The 20,423-nt window shown below is 54.6% G+C and carries 13 protein-coding genes and 1 pseudogene; 8 read left to right on the top strand and 6 right to left on the bottom strand.

Annotated features, from left to right (window positions below):
* The coding region (locus tag MPJ51_RS18595; protein WP_298389736.1) for a hypothetical protein at positions 1–182 on the top strand (182 nt) is incomplete at its 5' end.
* 146 nt (positions 183–328) lie between these two features.
* Here the strand turns inward: MPJ51_RS18595 and MPJ51_RS18600 are convergent.
* The gene (locus MPJ51_RS18600; protein WP_298389738.1) at positions 329–1,429 is read right to left on the bottom strand and encodes a hypothetical protein; all 1,101 of its coding nucleotides are present in this window, start codon (positions 1,427–1,429) and stop codon (positions 329–331) included.
* A gap of 198 nt (positions 1,430–1,627) precedes the next feature.
* Here MPJ51_RS18600 and MPJ51_RS18605 point away from each other — a divergent pair, with 198 nt between their 5' ends.
* On the top strand, positions 1,628–2,350 hold the full coding sequence (locus MPJ51_RS18605) for a response regulator transcription factor (RefSeq protein ID WP_298389740.1): 723 nt from the start codon (positions 1,628–1,630) through the stop codon (positions 2,348–2,350).
* Here the strand turns inward: MPJ51_RS18605 and MPJ51_RS18610 are convergent.
* Positions 2,347–3,705, bottom strand: a complete 1,359-nt coding sequence (locus MPJ51_RS18610) for a HAMP domain-containing sensor histidine kinase (protein WP_298389741.1) — start codon at positions 3,703–3,705, stop codon at positions 2,347–2,349. The two genes, MPJ51_RS18605 and MPJ51_RS18610, sit on opposite strands and share 4 nt — an antisense overlap.
* A gap of 297 nt (positions 3,706–4,002) precedes the next feature.
* Here MPJ51_RS18610 and MPJ51_RS18615 point away from each other — a divergent pair, with 297 nt between their 5' ends.
* From MPJ51_RS18615 to MPJ51_RS18635, 5 genes are all read left to right on the top strand, one after another.
* On the top strand, positions 4,003–5,784 hold the full coding sequence (locus tag MPJ51_RS18615; RefSeq protein WP_298389743.1) for a type I secretion system permease/ATPase: 1,782 nt from the start codon (positions 4,003–4,005) through the stop codon (positions 5,782–5,784).
* A 38-nt stretch (positions 5,785–5,822) separates the two neighbouring features.
* Entirely contained in the window at positions 5,823–7,154 is a 1,332-nt protein-coding gene (locus tag MPJ51_RS18620; protein ID WP_298389744.1) for an HlyD family type I secretion periplasmic adaptor subunit, read from the top strand.
* A gap of 289 nt (positions 7,155–7,443) precedes the next feature.
* Entirely contained in the window at positions 7,444–8,097 is a 654-nt protein-coding gene (locus MPJ51_RS18625; protein WP_298389770.1) for a hypothetical protein, read from the top strand.
* A 311-nt stretch (positions 8,098–8,408) separates the two neighbouring features.
* A complete protein-coding gene (locus MPJ51_RS18630) occupies positions 8,409–11,195 on the top strand; it encodes a calcium-binding protein (RefSeq protein WP_298389773.1) in 2,787 nt (928 codons plus the stop codon).
* A 353-nt stretch (positions 11,196–11,548) separates the two neighbouring features.
* On the top strand, positions 11,549–14,125 hold the full coding sequence (locus tag MPJ51_RS18635) for a hypothetical protein (RefSeq protein WP_298389776.1): 2,577 nt from the start codon (positions 11,549–11,551) through the stop codon (positions 14,123–14,125).
* Between the two features lie 298 nt (positions 14,126–14,423).
* On the opposite strand, the gene MPJ51_RS18640 is transcribed toward MPJ51_RS18635, so the two are convergent.
* The 4 genes and pseudogenes from MPJ51_RS18640 to MPJ51_RS18655 all read right to left on the bottom strand — a co-directional run bounded on the left by MPJ51_RS18640 (position 14,424) and on the right by MPJ51_RS18655 (position 18,900).
* Positions 14,424–15,452 carry a bestrophin family ion channel gene (locus tag MPJ51_RS18640; RefSeq protein WP_298389778.1) on the bottom strand — a complete coding sequence of 343 codons (1,029 nt, stop codon included), beginning with the start codon at positions 15,450–15,452 and terminating at the stop codon, positions 14,424–14,426.
* Positions 15,453–16,050: 598 nt separating this feature from the next.
* Positions 16,051–16,587, bottom strand: coding sequence for a hypothetical protein (locus MPJ51_RS18645; RefSeq protein ID WP_337959822.1), 537 nt, complete (start codon positions 16,585–16,587; stop codon positions 16,051–16,053).
* Positions 16,588–16,850: 263 nt separating this feature from the next.
* Positions 16,851–17,099 (bottom strand): annotated as a pseudogene (locus MPJ51_RS18650) (integrase core domain-containing protein); the annotation flags it as partial.
* 892 nt (positions 17,100–17,991) lie between these two features.
* Positions 17,992–18,900, bottom strand: a complete 909-nt coding sequence (locus tag MPJ51_RS18655) for a LysR family transcriptional regulator (RefSeq protein WP_298389781.1) — start codon at positions 18,898–18,900, stop codon at positions 17,992–17,994.
* Positions 18,901–19,100: 200 nt separating this feature from the next.
* On the opposite strand from MPJ51_RS18655, the gene MPJ51_RS18660 reads away from it, so the two are divergent.
* The gene (locus tag MPJ51_RS18660; protein WP_298389784.1) at positions 19,101–20,186 is read left to right on the top strand and encodes an Ldh family oxidoreductase; all 1,086 of its coding nucleotides are present in this window, start codon (positions 19,101–19,103) and stop codon (positions 20,184–20,186) included.
* Positions 20,187–20,423: the final 237 nt, after the last annotated feature.

Consider the following 20,423-nt stretch of genomic DNA (forward strand, 5'->3'; position numbering starts at 1 on the left):
TAAGTGAGTTTGAGGACCTGCAAAGGCTTCGCGATATGCAAGGATTGATTGAGAGTGGCGCGCTTAGCCTCACGACCGAGGAACTGAACCACCATAATCAACTGTTGCGAGTGCTTATGCATACTTATGGGAACACAGTAGTTGATTTGACGCGAGCGATTGCATTTAGCCAATCGCGCTAGTGTTACTGACGGGCCACACTGCAGCATTGTGAAGGTTTGCCAACAGGAGAAATGGGCCGTCACTCATCAAAAATGCCGAGCGCCGTGAGAGCAGGCTTCAGCTGGATCACTCCACTGACGTTGGTAGTGCGAATTTCAGTCTCTTGTTACTTTCTACGGAGAACAACAGTGAGGTGCCAAATCTCGCATGCGTACTTGCTCGTCTCTGACACATAGAGTTTCGAGAGACGATTGTAGAACTCGACCATAAGCTGATCGAGCAATTCAGAGTTGTTGCAGTTGGGACTAAACAGTTGCGTTCTCAAAGTAGAATCCGCAAAGGCCCGGATGTACCCAACATACTTTTCGGCATAGGTGTCAGGATCATCGATATGCTCCTTGAAGATGTCGTCAGCTTTTATCGGGGCAGGTTCCACACTGATCTGGCAAATTTCGAAAGCGTTTCTCAGGTCGTCGTTTTGCTCAAGAGCATATTTCGCCTCATCATCTGTCATAAACCATAGTGAGAACAAAAATGAACCGAGACTTTCGTGGCTAATGAGGCTGTCGTCTACCATCGCCTTAGCCACAGCCTGAATCGCGTGATAGATACCGCGCCCCGATGCGGCGATGCCGTTTGTCTCGGATGGGTCGGGAACAGAGCCAAGTGTTCCGACGACAAGGTATCCTCCTGAACGCAATTCTTGAGCCCGCTGGAGCAGAAAGTGAGTCCAGTCGTTCTGCGCTATCCGGTTGACGGTCAGCCTGGCATCGCCTTCCAGATCAGCGAACCAGACGGTTTCTGGCGAGTACAGTTGAATGCCCTGGCTGAGCCAATGGCTTGCAAAAATACATGTCCCGATCGACACCGATGCCGGAGATGCCACCTGATCGTAAAAGGATCCGATTGCTGCCTCGGTACGGATGTTATTTGAAATATGTGAATAGCCAGCTGGACCTTCGACCAATTCAAACAAAGTGTTCCAATCGTTGCCAACTTGATCGGAATGGCAAACGACAATGGGTTGATCGCCGAACTTCTCCAAACTCGTCTCGATGGCTGGTTTGACCATCTCAATAGAGTTGATACCTGGCCCGCACCCATAGTCCACGATCTTGAACTCGGTCTCAGGCTCATCCATTGAGGAAACCAAATTTCGAACAAGTGGGCTCAGAAGAAGTACCAACTGTAGTTGCGCAGAGGAGTTTTCGTTGTAGTCGACCATGCCCTCGGTCGATTTTCCCGATTGAATTTGCTGATCCGTCATGTGCTGGTCCTCAATGCGATACCGGCTATCAAATGACGAAACACTACGGATCCGAAAGCGGCTTGTCAGGTCAAACCGTCACCGATGTTCTTGATACACCCTATTCGGAACTTGCAACGTTCATGGCTGCGTCGTTGACACTGTGTGATGCCCGATGCTGTTATCACAGCGGAAAACTTCTCCTGAGGAGCTTACAAAATGAATGAGGCCGCGGACGGGTCCACCGTAATCGACGAACGGATTTTAATCTGCGACGATGATGTGGAGTTCGCCGAGAATGTTTGTTTTTTCCTCAGACACAAAGGCTACCAGATTGATCATGTGCCAAATGTTCCGGCGGCCCGGGAAAAGATAGAAGCTGAGGATTATGATCTTTTTCTGTTGGACCTCGTTATGCCGGGCACAAGCGGGAAAGTGCTTTGTCGAGAGATTGCCTCGCGTCTTGATGCCGGGATCATCATGATCAGTTCGATTGACGACGATGCGGAACGTATTTCCCTGCTGGAACTGGGCGCGGACGACTACATTATCAAACCCTTCAATGAACTTGAACTTTTGGCGCGTATCCGAGCGCTTATGCGACGTCGGCAAACGGGCCAGAAAAGCCAAAAACGTTTGACCCGATTTGGTCCTTGGGAACTGGTGGAGAACGAGCGGCACTTGAAACACGATGATGGGCGCGTGATAACCCTGACCTCAAGTGAGGCGCGGGTTATGCGGTTTTTCGTCGAGAACTCGGATGTTCTTTGCACGCGGGAGGACCTTTTGGCGGTCGCGCGCACAAGGCAGCATGGGGGCGCAAGCGACCGCAGTGTTGACGCCTTGATCAAGCGATTACGGTCCAAGATCGAAAGCGATCCTGCCAACCCGGAACATATCCGCACGGTCTGGGGGCAGGGCTACATTTTCCGGCCCGACTAAATCTGCGTGTCAATCGGTAGGAAGACGCTCGCCCTCAGACCCCCACCTTCGCGATTTTCCAAAGACACCGTGCCACCTTGGTCAACAACAATTGTTCGAACAATGGCCAGGCCAAGGCCGGTGCCGGGCTCAGTGGCGCCTAATCTTTGGAACGGCTCGAATGCGGTTTCCAACTGCTCGACTGGGATACCCGGCCCCTCATCGTCGATATGAATTGCGGCCATGTCATCTACACTGGTGAGAGTAACATTTGTACGCCCGCCAAATTTGACCGCGTTCTCCAGAAGATTTCGCAGAACGCGGGTCAGCGCATTGTGACGCCCGTTCACTATGGCAGATTGCTCGATGGTGTAGGTCACGTCGCGGCCTGCATCCACCTGCTCTTCGACCAGAGCTTCGATCAAAGATCGCAGGTCCAATCGCGCAAGATCTCCATCGTGGTGCGTTTCGCGATTGAGGTCGGTGACGGAATTGACAATCTCGCTCAGCGCACCCAACCGCTTGAGAAGCTGTTCCTTCTGGGTCGTTGGCTCCAGTTTCTCGATGGAATCTTGCATTTGGGCGATAGGCCCTTTCAGGTCATGCCCAAGGCTGCGCAGCAAGGTGGTCTTGTATTCAAGCGCCAGAACAATTCGGGCTTCCATGCGGTTGAAAGCGATGATTGTGTGGCGGATGTCGATGGCACCTGTCTCAATCAGCGGGCCGACCTCTTCACCGCGGCCAATCAATTCGGCATTGACGGCCATGGCGCTGAGGGGACGCATGACTTTCTGGATGAGAAACGCGAGAATACAGAGTAGGGTAAGTGCGACAAGACTGTCGATGGAGCCAACAATGACCAAAGGCGCGATGCTCTTGTTTTGCATCAGCAAATAGCAGTTCAGCCACTCCTCGTCATCTTTGAGCCGTACCGAGAAAACGCTTACCAGAAACGCGTCAACGCTTTTTGCGTCGAGAGGCGCGCCCGCGTGGCTCTTGAATAGTTGCAGCAGCGCGCTTTGGTCGTGTCTGGCGTCAATAACCGCGTCCGCCACGGAAAGTTCCGCGACAGTAATCCCTCGGTGTTCCAGCCGCGCCGTCAGCCAATCCGCCATGTTCGGACGTTGGCGGCCATTGGCCAGAGAGGTTGCTGCGTCCTGGGTACCTACCCTGACACTCCATTCTGCAGGAAAGAAGCCAAGCGCTGCTTCGGCACGGCTTTCAGGCGGCACATGGGCCAGGGTCGACACGACCTGAGCAAGAAATGCATCGCCCCTATTTCGGATCTCTTCTGCGCGAGAATTGCGGATCTGAACCAAGTCGGTGACAACCGAGAACACACCGACGATCGCCCAACTAATGAACACGATGCTCATTACTTGTGTTCGAAGTGTCAGATCATTCCAGCGCATCGCATCTACGTTCCTGTCCCATCCCATTAGATTGGACGCTAGTTCAAATACGCCTGCTTTCCCAAGCGGAAATTGCATCGACGATGCAGCAGCGGGTGTGCGGGGTTTTCGCCCCGGCCCAGAACACGACTGAACGTTCAGTTCGGCCACCTCACCCCGCTAAAGGCCGAAAAGCCAATTGAATCAAAGTGTGACAAAGCCTTGGGCGCTGCGCATTGGACCTCCAAGTATTTCCCACAGTCATTTGATCAGGAGCCCGTCATGCAACAACATTCGACCGTTCATCCCCAACTGAGCGCGGCCAAGAGCGCGCTAAAGCGCAATCTGATTGCCACCGGCATTTTCAGCGGTGCGGTGAACCTGCTGATGCTGACCGGCCCGATTTTCATGTTGCAGATCTATGACCGCGTCATGTCCAGCCAGAGTGTGAACACGCTTGTCGCGCTCAGCACGCTGGTGGCCGGTCTGTATCTGTTCATGGCTCTGATTGACGGTGCGCGGACCCGTGTTCTGGTTGCTATGGGCCATCGTTTTGAACAACGCCTGACCCGGACCGCGTTTGACTGCACCCTTACAGAACCTTCGCGCATGCGTCCCGGCGGAAATCCCGCCGCGGCCATTCAGGATGTCGAGAAAATCCGTAGCTTCCTGTCAGGTCAAGGTGCGGGTGCGCTGTTTGATTTGCCCTGGATCCCGGTTTATCTGGGGCTGGTCTTTGCTATGCATATGTGGCTGGGTCTGGTTGGGGTCGTCGGCGCTGTAGCTCTGATCGCCATCGCGATCGTCACCGATATCAAGGTGCGTGCTGCGGCTTGCGTTCAGGCTGAACACGCGGGCAAGCGTAGCCGTCTGGCCGAAGCCAGCCGCCGCAACGCCGAGATGATCCGCGCCATGGGCATGCAGTCCAATCTGGGCCGGACCTGGCAGGACGTGAACGACCTGCATCTTGGTGCAAGCGCCAATGCCGCAACAACGGTCGGCGTTTCGGGCAGCTTTACCAAGGTCTTTCGTCTTGCGCTGCAGTCTGGCGTCCTGGCGGTTGCGGCTTATCTGGCCATCCACGGGCAAATCTCGGCAGGCTCGATTGTTGCCGCTTCGGTCATCATGTCCCGTGGCCTGCAGCCCATCGAAACCCTTGTCGGCAGCTGGCGCAGCCTGGTGGCGGCCCGGCAGGCCTGGGCACAGCTGAAGACCACATTGTCGGGTGACGAGGCAGATCATAGAATCTCGCTGCCCAAGGCCCAAAATTCGCTTACTGTTGACGGGCTGATCGCTGCCCCGCCGATGGCGACCACCGCCGTTCTCAAAGGCGTCGGGTTTGACATGAAGGCAGGCGAAGCCCTGGCTGTGATCGGTTCGACCGGCAGTGGCAAGTCGACCCTGGCCCGCACATTGGTTGGTGCGTGGTCGGCGGCCAAAGGCAACATCAACCTCGACGGAGTGCCGCTCGATCAATACCTGACCGAAGAATTGGGCCCTCAGATCGGCTTTCTGCCGCAGGATGTTGAGCTGTTTGACGGCACCATCGCCCAGAACATTGCGCGCTTTGATCCTGAAGCGAAAGACGAACAGGTCATTGCCGCCGCCAAGGCTGCCGGTGTCCATGAACTGATCGCCAGCTTCAAAGACGGCTATGCGACAGCGGTCGGGGAGCGTGGGGCCGCCCTGTCTGGTGGTCAGCGCCAGCGTGTTGCCCTTGCCCGTGCATTGTATGGAGACCCTTTTCTGGTGGTTCTGGATGAGCCGAACTCGAACCTGGACGCTGTAGGCGAAGCTGCGCTTAACCATGCGATCCAAGCTGCCAAGGCACGCGGCGCGATTGTCATCGTTATTGCGCATCGGGCCAGCGTGCTGGGTTCGGTCGATAAGATCCTGATCATGGAGGATGGCCGTGTCGGAGAATTTGGCCCCCGCGCCGAAGTGATGGAGCGGTTGCGCCAGCGCAATCAGGCCGTCGCTGCCGCGCAGACCAACCCGAGAACAGTCGAACAATCCCCGCAGGCAGAAGCCGCAGACGCGACCCCTGCCGCTGCAGCAGGCTGACCTCAGCCCGCATTGAAACCGAATGAATGGAGGAGATTATGAATATCAATCCGAATTCCAACATCCCGACCGAAGGCTTCAAGGACCGCTCTAGCCGATCCATCGGACTTGGTCTGGCCGCCATCGCCGCACTTGCCCTTGGCTTCGGCGGCTGGGCAACGACGGCGCGTATGTCCGGCGCTGTGGTAACAGCGGGCAATGTCGTGGTGTCATCTGACCTGCGTACCGTACAGCATCCCGATGGCGGCATCGTCGGCGACATCCACGTCAGAAACGGAGATCGCGTTCAGGCCGGAGATGTGGTTCTCAGGCTCGACGACCAGTTGCTGTCGGGAAGTCAGGCGCTGGTCGATGACAGGCTTGTCGCGATTGAGGCGCAACTGGCCCGTCTGACAGCCGAACGGGATGGGTTGGATGATCTGGTATTGTCCGATGAACTCATGTCGCGAAAAGATGAGGCCAAAGTGCAACGTGCCCTGGCAAGCCAAAGGGCGGTTATGGACGCACGTCGTCTGTCTCAGGACGGAGAGGTCGCGGCGCTGACCGAGCAGATCACGCAGATTGAACAGGAGATCACCGGCCTTGAAGCGCAGCGCGATGCAGCAGAGGAAGAGATCGAACTGATCGAACGCGAACTTGCAGGTCAGCAGCAACTGCTGGAAAAGGGCCTGACACCTGAAACCCGCGTGACTGCTCTGAAGCGTCAGCGCAGCGGTCTGGTTGGCAATAGCGGAGGTCTGATCTCGCGTATCGCCGTTGCCCGTGGACGGATCAGCGAGACGCGGATCAATATTCTGCAATTGGAAAAGACCTTTCGCGAGCAGGTCATGAACGAGATCTCGGCGCTTGAGGTTGAACTGGATGGTCTGAAGGAACGCCGCAGTGCTGCGGAACTGCAACTGGCCCGGGTCGATCTTCGGGCTCCGGCGGATGGGATCGTACACGAGATGATGGTGCATACGGTTGGCGGCGTTGTATCGCCGGGCGAGACCTTGATGCAGATCGTGCCCGAGGGGGACGGTCTGGTCGTGACTGCCAGCGTCATGCCGCAGGACATCAACAATGTTGCAGTGGGGCAATCGGCCAGTGTGGTCATCGCAGCCTTTGACCAGCACATTGTGTCCCGGTTGGATGGCAGCGTCGAGTTTGTCTCGGCTGATCTCAAGACCGATCCGATAACGGGAATGCCGTATTATGAGGCTCGGGTCGCTCTGGACGAGGACGCCTTTGCGTTGTTGGAAGACCGTCAGCTCAACCTGCTGCCGGGCATGCCAGCCGAGGTTTATATAACGACCGGAGAGCGAACCTTGTTCGAGTATCTGATCGACCCGCTTAGCAAGCAGATCCGGACTACGTTCCGCGAGGTTTGATCGGTTTGCCGAAACGGCCTTAGCCGCAGACCAAAAGACATGACCAGCGCCATTTTTGGCGCTGGTTTTTTGTAATCTGGCGGTTGGCGAGATTCAAGCCGATGTTGTGTGTTTTTGCAGGCTCAAATCAATGCTTCTGGAGCGTTTTTTGTCATACTTTGTAACAATTTACGCCCCTTTTCCGCATTGTAACGACGGGCTGGAATAACCACCTTTTTGTCATACCCGAGGAGGAAGTTTTCAACATTTTTTTGGGTGTAAAACAACGTGTGAAACAAGGAGAAATACTATGACAAATGTAACCAATACTCGCTTCGAGTCGGCCAATGACGATGTCATCGCCGTGCCCCCGATCATGCCCTTTCCCAAGTGCGGCACCGAAGTGCCGAACGATGGTGAAGACCTGGTGGCCGTAAACCCGCTGCCCTTTGGTGCGGTGCCTGCCGGTGAAGGCGAAGACCTGACCGCAGTCTCCCCGATCATGCCTGATCCTCGTTGCGGCACTGAGGTGCCTCAGGACGATGAGGACCTGGTCGCGGTGAACCCTCTGCCCTATGGTGCGGTTCCTGCCGGTCAGGGTGATGATCTGGTTGCGGTGGCTCCTCTGCCATTTGGCGCAGTTCCTGCCGCTGAAGGTGAGGATGTCACAGCAGTTTCCCCGATCATGCCTGATCCGCGCTGCGGTACCCCGGTGCCTCAGGACGGTGAGGATCTGGTCGCAGTGAACCCGCTGCCTTTTGATCCGATCGTTCTGGACCAGGGTGACGATGTCATTGCCGTACCCCCGATCATGCCTGACCCGAGATGCGGCACCGAGGTTCCGGAAGACGAGATGGAAATGACCCCGCCGCCGCTGTGCGAAATCGTACCGACTGCGGGCGATGAAGACATCTGCGGAACCCCTGTTCCGACTGACAGCTTCTTTGTCGACCTGGTCGCCTAAGTGGGGCGACATCACAGCGATTTCATATCGCTACACAACCAAACTCCGAGCGCTTTAGTTTCGATCGAAACAGGCGCTCGGGCGACCAAAGGGAAAGATAGAACTCACCGGTTGGAGCCAGAAACGGCGCCAGCCGGGTTATCTGTTTTTTTCATGCTTTGACTTATAATTTTGTCATACTTTGTAACAGCTTAGACCTATCGTCGCCGTTGAGATGAGCACCGGGAAAGACCACATCTTCCTTATGATCTGCGATGAGAATTGGCCCGATTTCCGTGTGCCTAGCATCCAGAATAGTGAGGAGAAAGAAAATGAAACATGCAAACAAAACCAACCACCAGCCTTTTGCGAAGGGTCCGGTCAAAACAGATGAATTTCTCGAAGAACAGAACGAAGAGCTTCTCTCGGTGAAGACGAGTGGTGAACCGCAGGAAATTTCTGGACAGGTTTCGCTTGCTGGCCCCGAGGCATCAGCCTTGGCAGACATCAGTGCAGACACGTCCTATGAGGCTCAGCCGTCAGCCGCGGCCAATGAAATTGATACTGAGATTGGGTTGACCCCCGATCAGATGCACTTCAACGGCTATGATCATGAGTATTGGTCCACGAAGTGGTACGAGTATCCGACCAACTGGAGCCGAATTGAAGTGACCGAAAAGGTCAAGGCCGGCTTCGTCAAAGTCTTGGGGGAGCACGAGACCAACTTCACCAATAACATTTGGCATCACCTTGACCACAAGAAAGGCGGCAAAAAACTCATCGTTTATCGTGTCGAAGAAGGCGTGATAGGGAATGACAAAGCCAATGTGATCTATGGCGCGGACACGCATCGCGGCACCTCATATAAGCACGACGACAAGATCTTTGGCATGGGCGGAGATGACATGATCTTTGGCCTCGCTGGCAATGACACACTTAGCGGTGGGTCAGGCAATGACTATATCGATGGCGGCGCTGATGACGATATAATCTATGGTGGCATCGGCAACGATATTCTGCTGGGCGGAACCGGCGTAGATGTGCTTTATGGCGGCGCCGACAATGACTGGCTTTATTCCGGGAATAGGGATGGTCAGGTCGGGCATGACCAGTTGTGGGGCGGTTCTGGCTTTGACACATTTGTGCTTGGCGATGCAAATGCGCCCACAAACGATGGCAAAGACTTCACAGATTATATGGCCAATGGATTGTGGTCGGGCATGGGTGCGGCCGCCAATGCCATCCTGCCCGGGCCGATGGGCGGCTTGGTGAAGCTGTTCTTCGGAATGGGAGAGGCGCTCTCGAATATGGGTGGCCATGCCGGCGGCGAGTTCCAAGATGGCAATGCCACGCATGTGCGTGATTTCAATCCGACACAGGACACGATCATCCTTCCATTGACCGAGCACAACTTCAACGACATCACCTTCCAGCATGAAGGTCTGCCAAAGGAGCAGGCGTTCCGGATCTATGATGAATCGACTGACACGCCCAAATTGATCGCTGTCATTTTCTGGGAAGACCTGAAAAGCACTTTCCCCTCAAGCTTGAATTGGGATGACCTAAGCATTCGTCAGGCTTGGGCAAAGCAGGTCGTCGAAAGCGCGCTTTTCATCGACAAAGATGGTGTCGACATGAATTCGGGCCAGTCCTTTGAGTTGCCGAACGGGTCGCTTGACGCATTGGGCAGCAGCAAGTTCCTGATGCTGGGTGCCTATGGCGGCACCGAGCTCTATGGGAGAGCCAATGCTGACTACCTTTTTGGTACCGATTACGGCGATATTCTCATGGGATATAACCGGTTTGGCCAAGACGGCGAGGAAAGCAAGGCCGGAGATGACAGCTTTTGGGGCTTTGGCGGCGACGACCTTTTCATCGCCGGGTCTGGCTTTAACCACATCTACGGTGGCGAAGGCGACGATACCATCGCGTATCTGGATGCCAGCAGTGGCGTCACAGTGGACATGCGCAAAGAAGACGGCAAAAGCTACTTTGAGGTGAACGGCGTTGAATATGACGGTCAGACAAACGCGCAATGGCGTGACTATGTCTATGAGATGGAAAACGTCATTGGCAGCCAATTCGATGACCTTCTCATCGGCGATAGTGGTGACAACGTCCTGAACGGGATGGATGGAAACGACATCTTGGATGGCGGAGAAGGCGACGACACACTGGTTTCGGGTGAAGGCAACGACACTTTGATCGGTGGCGCCGGAGCTGACACTTTCGTTCTGAACGGTGGCGAGAATACGATCACCGATTTCGACGCCAACGAAGGCGACCGGATCGAGATCGACCTCGATGCTTACGGGATGACCGGCTGGTTCGATCTGGATCACCGCATCGAGAATGGTCAGATCGTTCTGTTCAGCAAAACGACCGGTGAAGACATCGTGCGCTATGACGATGACGGAAACGGTTTTGACCCGTCCTTCATCGACCTGCGTAGCCTGGTTGGCGACGACAAAGGCGGCTATCAGGTCGTCTATGAACCGCCCTTCGGCGCCAACACGCTGGAGTGGTTCGAGAAATATGGCAACCGGATTGATGCCGAAGTGGGCGAAGAGATCACCACCGTAGATGGCACCGATAGTTGGGACTATATGATCGGCGACACCGGCAGTGGTGGATTGACCCTGAATGGTGGTGCTGGTGATGACTACATTGTTGGCGGTGCGCTCAATCAATTCGCTACTCTGAACGGCGGCGACGGCAATGACACCATCGTGATCCGCAAAGGCGCGATGATCACCAATGCAGATGGTGGAGACGGCGACGACGTTATCATCCTTGATGCAGACCAGTCTTCAGAAGCCGGGTTTGCCAATATGTTCGGTGGCGAAGGCAGCGATACTTTTGTCATCACCGGTCCCGGCAGCCAGTATGGTGGTCAGGTGATCCGGGATTTTGAGGCTGACGACTCGATTGTGATCGATCTGGAAGGGTTCGGGATTTCGTCTCTGGATCAACTTCAGATCGAATGGCGTTCCAGCACTCATTGGGTCACGGCAAATGGCCAAAAGGTGATCAGCGTTCAGGGTGTTGACGAGCATTTCGATGTCATGCAGCACATCAGCGAATTGACGGCTCAGCAGTCGCAGGACTGGGGTCTCTGATCATCGCCTGATTGATAATATCGTCTCAGCCGATCTGGATCGGCTGAGGCTTTCTTAACAATTCGATCCGGCAATTATGCAAAGTTAATTATTGCAACAGTCCAAATTTGGCGAAGACTTGCGCAATTGCGCCGCTCTCTTGCTCAAGATCCACGTAACACACTGACTAATGGCGTTTTTATGCGCATTAAGAATCCCGACCTGAGCCCGTATCCGCGCAGACTTATTCGTTAATGAACTCTTAACATAACCGCGACTTCTACCTTGTTACGCAGGTTGGGTCCGAATTCATCGGGCTAAAAAAGCCGAAATACTTGGGCTGAAACAACGAAAAGATGGGAGTCTGTTTCAAGATGAGTAATGGAACATATGAAGAATTTCGCGACGCCTTGCGTGCGTTTGAATCTGGTTGGGATCGAGATCGCTATGATGCTGGGGTCATTCAGGACTGGCAACTGAACCAATGGGCCGGAGGGGTGGTCACAGATTTCTATCCAAACTATTCCAACTGGTCGGATCTAAGTAGTGATGAATGGGACGCCATGTCCTATCGCTCGATGAACTCATTGGGTTTTGTCGGGTACCAATTCGGCGAGGCGCTTCTGATCGATCTCGGTTATTACACGGATGATATCTACTATGGGAATGGCGCGGCGTCTAACACCTGGGATGGCACTTGGACAGGAAAGAACGGGGTGAATTCGTTGGTGGAATTCACAACCGCCGAGGCGCAGGAGCACGCAATACAGGAAGCCTTTGGCTACAACCTACAAGTCATCGAGACCGGGTTGGGGTATCAGGGAGAAAGCCTGTCTGACTATCTTGGCACAACGCGCACCTACATGGACAACGGTCAAGAAGTCTCTGTCACACTGAGTCTGACCGGAATCATGGCCGCTGCACATTTGCGCGGCGCTTGGGGCACTTTGTCCCTTCTTCAGGGCGGGAACGTGTCTGTCGATGAATACGGCACGTCAATCTTGCGCTATATTTCGCAGTTCGGCGGGTATGACGCGCCTTCGGTCGAAGATGCCATCAAGGTCTACACGGATGGCGTTCTGCCCACGGATATCGGAGGGGGAGACGATACAGGGAACACGTCTCCTCCGACCGTTCCGCCGACGACTTCGCCGCCGCCGGCCGAGCAGGTCGGCAACGGCACTGCTGACACCACCGAGCAAACAGCAGATGTGGTGATCACATGGGCTTGGGGCACCAACGCCACCATTTCCGATTTTGATCTAGCAACCGGTACGATCTTTATCTCGTGGGTCGGCGCGGACGCACTGGATGTCAGTGAAGTGAATGGCTCGGTCGTGTTCGCCATTCCGTCGAACAATCAGACCACGACACTTAGCGGCGTCACCCTCGCCGACCTAAGTGCCGCAAACTTCACCATTCTGGACGATACCGCAGCGACCGAGGTGCTGAGCCTTGTGGGGGCCGGCGTCACCACGCCGGGCGGTGGTGGCAACGGCGGCGGCCATACCCACCAGCACATGCATATCACCCTCAGCCTCGCCAGCGACGCCGGGATTGTCGAAGGCTTCATGCCTGCCATGGGCGATGTCATTGAAATTGGCCCTGACATCACCGCTGCGTCCTTTGCGATCTTTGAAGAAAGCGGTGATGCGCTAGGGCAGACCGTCCGGATCGAACTGACCGACGGCAATGTCACCAAGCAGATCGTCTTTACTGGCTTTGGCCTGTCCGATCTGTCGGTCGGCAACTTCTCGATCACCGACCAGGCGGTGCTGAACGAAGTGTCCGCTGCTTTGGGGCAGATCATCATCGCACCGGGTGTGGGCGAAGGGTACGACCTCAGCTATGATACAGACGGTTCAAACCCGCCTGCGGTGACCGGAAATACCGATGCAGGAGGCGTAAGATACCGCGCCGACAGCAATGCCGATGACATAACCGGGTTCCGCCCTGGAGTGGACGAACTGGATTTCGGCGGCACCTCTGTTCATGGCATGATTGTCACCAAATCCGAGGCCGGAGAGATCGTCATTGACAGTCCGTGGTCAGACGCGGCGCAAATCGTGCAAGGCGTCACTTTCCAGGACGTGACCATCGACAGCTTCGGTGTGGTTGGCAACGAACATTTCCGTCAGGATATGGGCGGCGTCATCAGTTGGGAGCAAGGCGTAGGACCCCGTGAAGCAGACACCGTCTATGTTCGCAGCCACGAATACGGCGTGCACGAAGTCATTGATGGCTTTGATCCGTCTACAATGAAGATCAGCTTTCTGTATTTCGGAACCCGCGAACGCCTCAGCGTCGAGGATAGCACCGAGGGGTTAGTCATCTCGTCCCTGCCGACTGGACAAAGCGTCACTCTGACAGATGTAACCAGGGCTGACTTGGTGCCCGGTCTGGTCGAATTCCATTTCGATCAGGTGATGGAGGATAACCTTGAGGTGCCCTTTGGCTTTGATCAGAACGATGTAACACTGGTAGACCGCACAATGCTGCTGACGCCCGAAGCTCCGGCGGGTGCGACAACCGATGGCCATCAGACCAGAACCGGCGACTTGAAGGGCGGATCTACCCAGCCGGACAACGGGGGCACGACAACCGATACGGATGAAAATTCAACTCCGGACGTCGAGATATTTGGCGCAGGGGCCGATTCGGCCGAGTTGACCTGGAACTGGGGTGCCAAGTCTCAGATTTCTGGCTTCGATCCCGCTGAGGACGTCATCGACTTCAACGCGCTGGGCGAGCGCGACGTGTCAGTCACCGAAGTCGAAGGTGATTTGGTCTTTGAAGTCATCGGCAACGGCGGCCATACAATGACGCTTCAGGATATTCAGGCCGAAGATCTGGACCTGAACAATCTGACAGCTGATGACTGGAACTCAATCACTGAAGCAGAAAGCGCTTTAACGCTCCAACTCGAAGCGCTCGGAATGTCCATCGCCTGAGGCGAATTTGCAATTGTTACTCGGCCTGCGCTGAGGCCGAGTAACATAAGGATTTCCTTGCCAGGGCAATTTCAAACCGAAAGCATTACACGAAGAAGGATTTGAAGGTGCTGTCCAATCTTCCTTCTAAAGCAGATTGACGCGATCTGATGCTGCACGCCATTTTTGGGCTTTGGATTGGGAGAGGTCGTATTTGTGACAATGTCACCGTCGCGGAGCTGGTCCAGAACGTTGTTCAGTTCGGGCCGCTTACGCTTCGATGCTCTGATCTTGTAAGCAAACGACCGCTAGACCCCGGTTAATACAAAGATTGACCTATTGGCTCCGCAGGTTTGGGTGGAACTCCACAACTTGCCATCTGTCTTAGATCAATTTCGATGGACCGACATAAGGCTGAAATAGGAACGTCGGTCACATCACCTTCGAACGGATCCTCCATTGAAGCACTCACTCGTTCGGTCACAAAAAAAATCCAACAGACCAAGGCACCGATAGGGGCAAGCGTGAGCCAGTCGATTAAAATTACCGACAAGGTCGATGTATCCATGCCTGAAACAACTGAGGGTTTGTCGCTAAACGCCAGCGGGAGCAGAAAGATGAAAATCCAGCTGAAAATGCGTCCGACCTCAGCAACTTGACGCGGGAACGGAGTATTTTTGATACGCTCACATTGACCTTGCGCGTTCGTGAAACGGGAAAGCCGACCCATTAGCGCCACGTGCCAATACGAATCTATCGCGCCTTCGCGTGCCATATCCGACAATTTCTGGGCCTGAATATTCAGCAGATTTATCGCTCGGTTGGATTTTCCCTCGAGTTTAGGCAGATCTTGTTCCAGTTGACTTGAGCGCCAGCACTCCGGTTTTTGATGCAGTTCTTCTCGGTTTGACAGTTGGGAGTAGCCAAACATCCACGGCCTATTTGATCGTCCGTTCGGTGCTGGCTGACGCAGTTGAAAGGCTAGCATATTGAGCCAGGCAATATGTCTTTCGATCAACTCGCGGCGCAAGTCAGGGTCGATCGGAGACCCATTCGGTTGCACCAGATTTCCGATTGTTTGGCCCCAATCCCGGCTGGCATTAACAATGTCGCCCCATAGCACACGCGCTTCGCTCCAACGCCCATACGCAGATGTGTTTTTGAATCCAAGGAAAAAAGCCACCGTCAATCCAAGCATTGTGACGGGAGGGCTTGGGTTCGAGATCAAGTTTACCGGAGTTAACTCATCAATCATTTCCACCACTAATATCCAAGCTAGAACAATGCAGATAAATTTGGCGGATCCCCGAACTAATTTTCGAACCGTAATTCCATCGTGAAGTATCATAGCTGACGTAACTTGATGTTGGGTGATATTTGAAAGTTTGAACTCAGACCTATCCACGCGATCTAAGTTTTATGAACCCCTTGGTGATGAGAAAAATCAACTTCCGATGACGCTGCCCCGCAAATTTTCTGCGTGGCTGCGGCTTTGCGGCACAAAATTTCTAAACAATCATCAGGTGAAAAAAACAGCGTTCATTTCGACCGGAAAACCTTTGGGCCCCTGTCAAACCGGGTTCCGACTCAAACCTTAATGTCCGCAATGTGGACTTTGCCGACATGCGATATTGAGCTTTCGCTGACGCAGCAATCTCTCGCAGGTGTGGCATGCTTTGCGTTGCGGTGCAGCGCATTTCATCGAACCAGTCGTTAGAGGGCGTCGACTTGGCTCCGACCGAAACGGTATTTCCTCACTCCGGGCCCAAACTTCAGCACCGTGCTGACGTCTAAATTTACTGATTGCCAGAATGGACGTTGTTTGATCGCATCCTCTTCGGGATACAACGCATGAACCATGGGCTGCTCTGAGCTAAAAGAACCGAATACTGTGGCAGACTAATAAAAGCAAAGTTCTACACATTTCGGCCTTTTGGGTTTCATGCTCATTCCCCTCGCACTCTGTTCACATCCATGAACAAGTTGTCGGGCGACAGAATATGGCGCTTATTCATCCAATGTCTTGAGTTCACGGCGCATGGTTTTGCCGGTACTGGTTTTGGGCAGATCGCCCACAAACTGCACGGCACGCAGAACTTGTATGCCGCCAATGTTTCGCGACCGAATGCGATGACTTCATCAGCTTCGGCCTGCACCCCCTCTTTGAGGACTATATAGGCTTTGGCTATTTCACCTTTCGGATCGTCCGGCACCGGTCCGGCGGCGGAGATTGCGACCGCCGGGCGGGTGGTCAGGACGCGTTCAATCTCGGCGGGGTAGACGTTGTAACCGGCGGTCAGGATCATGTCTTTCTTGCGGTCGACCACGTAGATGCAGCCATCGCTGTCCATTTTGGCCAGATCGGCAGTATGTAGCCAGACATCATCTTCCAGCGCCTCGGCCGTGCGCTCGAGGTCGTTGTAATAGCCCATCATCACTATAGGGACACGCACCATCAGCTCACCGACCTCGCCGTGGAGCATGACGTCGCGATAGTCCTCGTTATTGGCGATCCGCAGCTCTCAATAGGGCAAAGCAACGCCGATCGACCCCATTTTGTTGGGGCCGTAAATCGGATGCTTACTACCCAGACCTGCAATTTCGGTCATGCCTCACAACTCGATCAGCGGGCAGCCGAACTGTGCCTCAACCGCCTCCATCTTGGCGGTCGGCATGGTCTGGCCGCTGACCTGAGCCCCAAGTTTTCTCCACCTCGCAGAGAGTTCTTGGGTTCGATTTGATGGCCTTACGCGACCAGTTTGTCCATGTTCATTTTCTCTGCAAATTCCCTCGGCGTCAGGTTTCCGAGCGCCGAATGTGGTCTGTGGGTGTTGTAGTCTTCCTGCCATTCTTCCAGCGTGTCACGGGCTTCGGCCAACGAGCTAATCAGTGTTTCGTTCAGGCCTTCGTCGCGGAGCTTGCCATTGAAGCTTTCGATGAATGCGTTCTGGGTCGGGTTGCCCGGCGCAATGTAGTGCCGGTCGATGCCGGTCTCCTGCTCCCACCTGAGCGGCGCAGGATTATAAGGTCCTGATCCCAAATTCTTCGACCCGATACAATTAGATGTCGACGAAAGCAATTCGTTCGATTTTTGACGTCTTTTCAGGTCAAGCCGGGGCCTATGGACAGTGTCGCAAAACAGAAAATTTAGCGGGTTGCGGGCCTGAAAATTTTGCCATATACGCCTGCTCATCCAGTGACACGTTGTCCAAGGAACAAGGGTTAAAATGTTCCAAGGCACGTACTGACTTTTGAAGCTTAGCCGTTCGATTGGCTTGATCCGGAAGAGAAGTGGATCTGACCGTATCGCAAAGGCGCGGCAATAAAGTGCCCCTATAGCTCAGCTGGTAGAGCAACTGATTTGTAGCGCCGCCCCGGGCTCAACTTCTGGGGCAAAGTTGCAGCCCTCGATGGAAACGTTGAGGTGAACTGGTGTCAAATTCGGGGAAACCTGAGCAGGTCATGCTGCTGGCAATCCCGAGCGAAGCTTTCCGGGGCAACTCGGATTGAACGTGTAGAGACTTGACGGCACCCACCTAAAGCCCTTCGGGGTCACGGTGAAGAGAAAGTCCAGACCACAAAGCGCCCTGCGCGTGGCGGCGAAAGTCGTAGTGGTATGAATCAGTAGGTCCGCGGTTCGAGTCCGTGTGGGGGCACCATTTCACATTTCGATGTGAAATCCGCTAAAAATCAAATATTACAGACGTTTGCGGAGTGACCTGAGCCCCTGAATCTCCTCCGTTTTTGTGTAGAATCCGGCCAACCAAAGGACGGGCTAATGAAGACGAGGTTCACCGACGAACAGATCATTCAGATGATCAAGGAAGGGCACGCCGTTGCAACTGCTGAAGGCGGATGTAACGCATCTGCTAACCGACCAAAACAGGTCACTCCAACATCTTCGGCCCGGGTTTTGTTTTCGAAAGAAAGGTCTCGTCCAGCAGGCTTAAAAACAATCTGGCCGTCAGGCTTTTTTCTTCATGCTCAAGGCAAATGGCCTTGAATGGAACGGAATAGTCCAGTTTTTCGGTTGCAATTGGCGCCAGAAAACCATCCGCGACCAGGTTTTGGGCATAGTGTTCAGGAAGGAAGCCGACATACTGTCCGGACAAAATCAGATAGGCCAAGCCTTCCAGATCGTTGGCCTCGGCCGATGAGGCCGTGCCAATCCGATCCAGAACATCGACAAAGCCTGACTTGTAGCTGAGGGTTGCGAACCGCTGCTGTCGAAGATCGGAAAGAGAGCGGGTCGGGCCCGTCGCCAACGGGTGTGAGACGCTGCAATATAGCTGGTTTTTCTCGGTATAAAGGCTTTGATAGTGAAAGCCCGGAAGTTCGGCGTAAACGGGTTTCAAGGCGATATGGCAGCGGCGCTGCACCAATTCCCGTTCCATGTTGTTCGGAGAAACCTTTCTCAGCTTCAGCTTCACGTTGGGGGCCTGTTTGCCATAGCGGCGCAAGATGTCGGGCAGGGGGTTTGCGTTTGCGGTGACGAATGAATCCGCGATCGCCAGCACCAGTTCGCCTGTGAGGATGTCATGAATTTCCGAAACGGAGCGGCGAAAATGCTCGATGGACCCCAGCAGATCCATCAACTGCTCCAGCACGATACGTCCTTCCTGCGTCAGCCGAAATCCTGACCTGCCGCGTTCGCACAGGGTGATGCCCAGCCGGGTCTCCAATTCGCTGATCTGACGACTGATTGTCGAACGCCCGACGCCCAGCGTTTTTTCTGCTGCGGTAATCCCCTCGGCGTCAACCACAGCCCGGAAAACACGCAACAAATGCAGGTCCACATCACCGATTTGACCCGAGAACTTTGCCATTTACCCCTGCACCTGTTCCTCGATTTCTGATTGTTTCATCATAATGAAACTGAGATGTATTACGTTGTTATTTAATCAACGCCGGATGTTTTGCAATCTTCGTTGTGTCATCGCCTCCACGTTTCGGTTGGGGCGCATACCCTGATCGTCTTAACCATTCTGGAGATAAAATGCTCAATCACACGTCCCGCCCCGTCAAAGTCGATGTCCTGCGCACATTCATGGAGGACCTGCTGAAAGCCGAAAGCGTGGGCTTTGATGAAGAAGGTGCCAAGATCATTGCGGACATTCATCTGGAATCTGATCTGCGCGGTGTTTCCGTTCAGGGCTTCAACCACCTCGTTTTCACGCATCTGCAAAAATACTACGAAGAGAAAAAGGCCGATCCCAGGGCGCGCCCCACGGTGGCCAAGGAAGGTCCCAGCTTTGCCTTGATCGATGGCAACTCCGGCCCCGGTCCCTTTGCGGCGCTGATGGCCTGCGACAAGGCGGCTGAACTGGCCAAGAAATCGGGCATCGGCGTGGTCGGCATCAACAATAGCCATGACCTGTTTCAGGCCGGGATCTATGCCGAGCGTATCGCGCGCAACGATCTGGTGGCGCTTGTCTTTTCGGATGACGTGGTGCCGGTTGTGCACCCGCTGGGCGGCACCGAACCGATCATCGGCTCGAACCCGCTGGCCTGGGCCGCGCCGACGGGTGGTGATCCGTTCCTGATCGACTTTACGCCCTGTGTGACGCTGCCGACCTATGTCCGCTATTCCCAGATGTATGGCGAGAAGATGGACAGCTCGCTGGTCACCGACAAGGATGGCAACCCCACCGACAACCCGCATGACGTATGTACCGGGATCGGTCATTCTCTGGACATCGGGGCCATCAACCCCGGCGGCAACAAGGGGTATGGCATGCTGATGATGATTGACTTCCTGTCCGGCGCATTGGTCGGGGCCAATATGGGTATGGATCACATCAACAAGAAGCCGTCGAACAAGGGCCACCTGATGATTGCGATCAGCCCCGATGCGTTCGGCGATGCCGCAACCTTCAAGGCGGCGGTTGATGAACGTATCGCGGCAGTGAAGAACTCGAAGAAAGCCGTGGGTTATGACGAGATTCGGATGCCGGGCGAAGGCAGCTTTGCCCGCCGCCGCAAGGCGCTGGAGGCCAACGAGGTTCAGATCGACACAATGTGTTGGGACCACAGCATCAAACTGGCGCGTGAGCTGGGCGTCGAACCACCCGTCATCGACTGACAAAAGCCCGAGGGCAGGCGATCCGTTGCCTGCCCTTTTCGAATGGAACAGAGAATTCAGACTTTCATTTTCGACGCTTGAAAATCTGACAAGAACTGTCAGTATCTGGCCCGCAGCCTACGGGTGTTTTGCATTCGGACAGATGTCCCGGAGAGACCGTTTCCCGAGAGTACGGTTTGACACTCAGGAGGACAAAGGTGACCGACGCGCTTCGCAACGACAAGACACAAGAAATCT

The sequence above is a fragment of the Ruegeria sp. genome, assembly GCF_028066395.1.
In the GTDB taxonomy this organism is placed as follows: Bacteria; Pseudomonadota; Alphaproteobacteria; order Rhodobacterales; family Rhodobacteraceae; genus Ruegeria.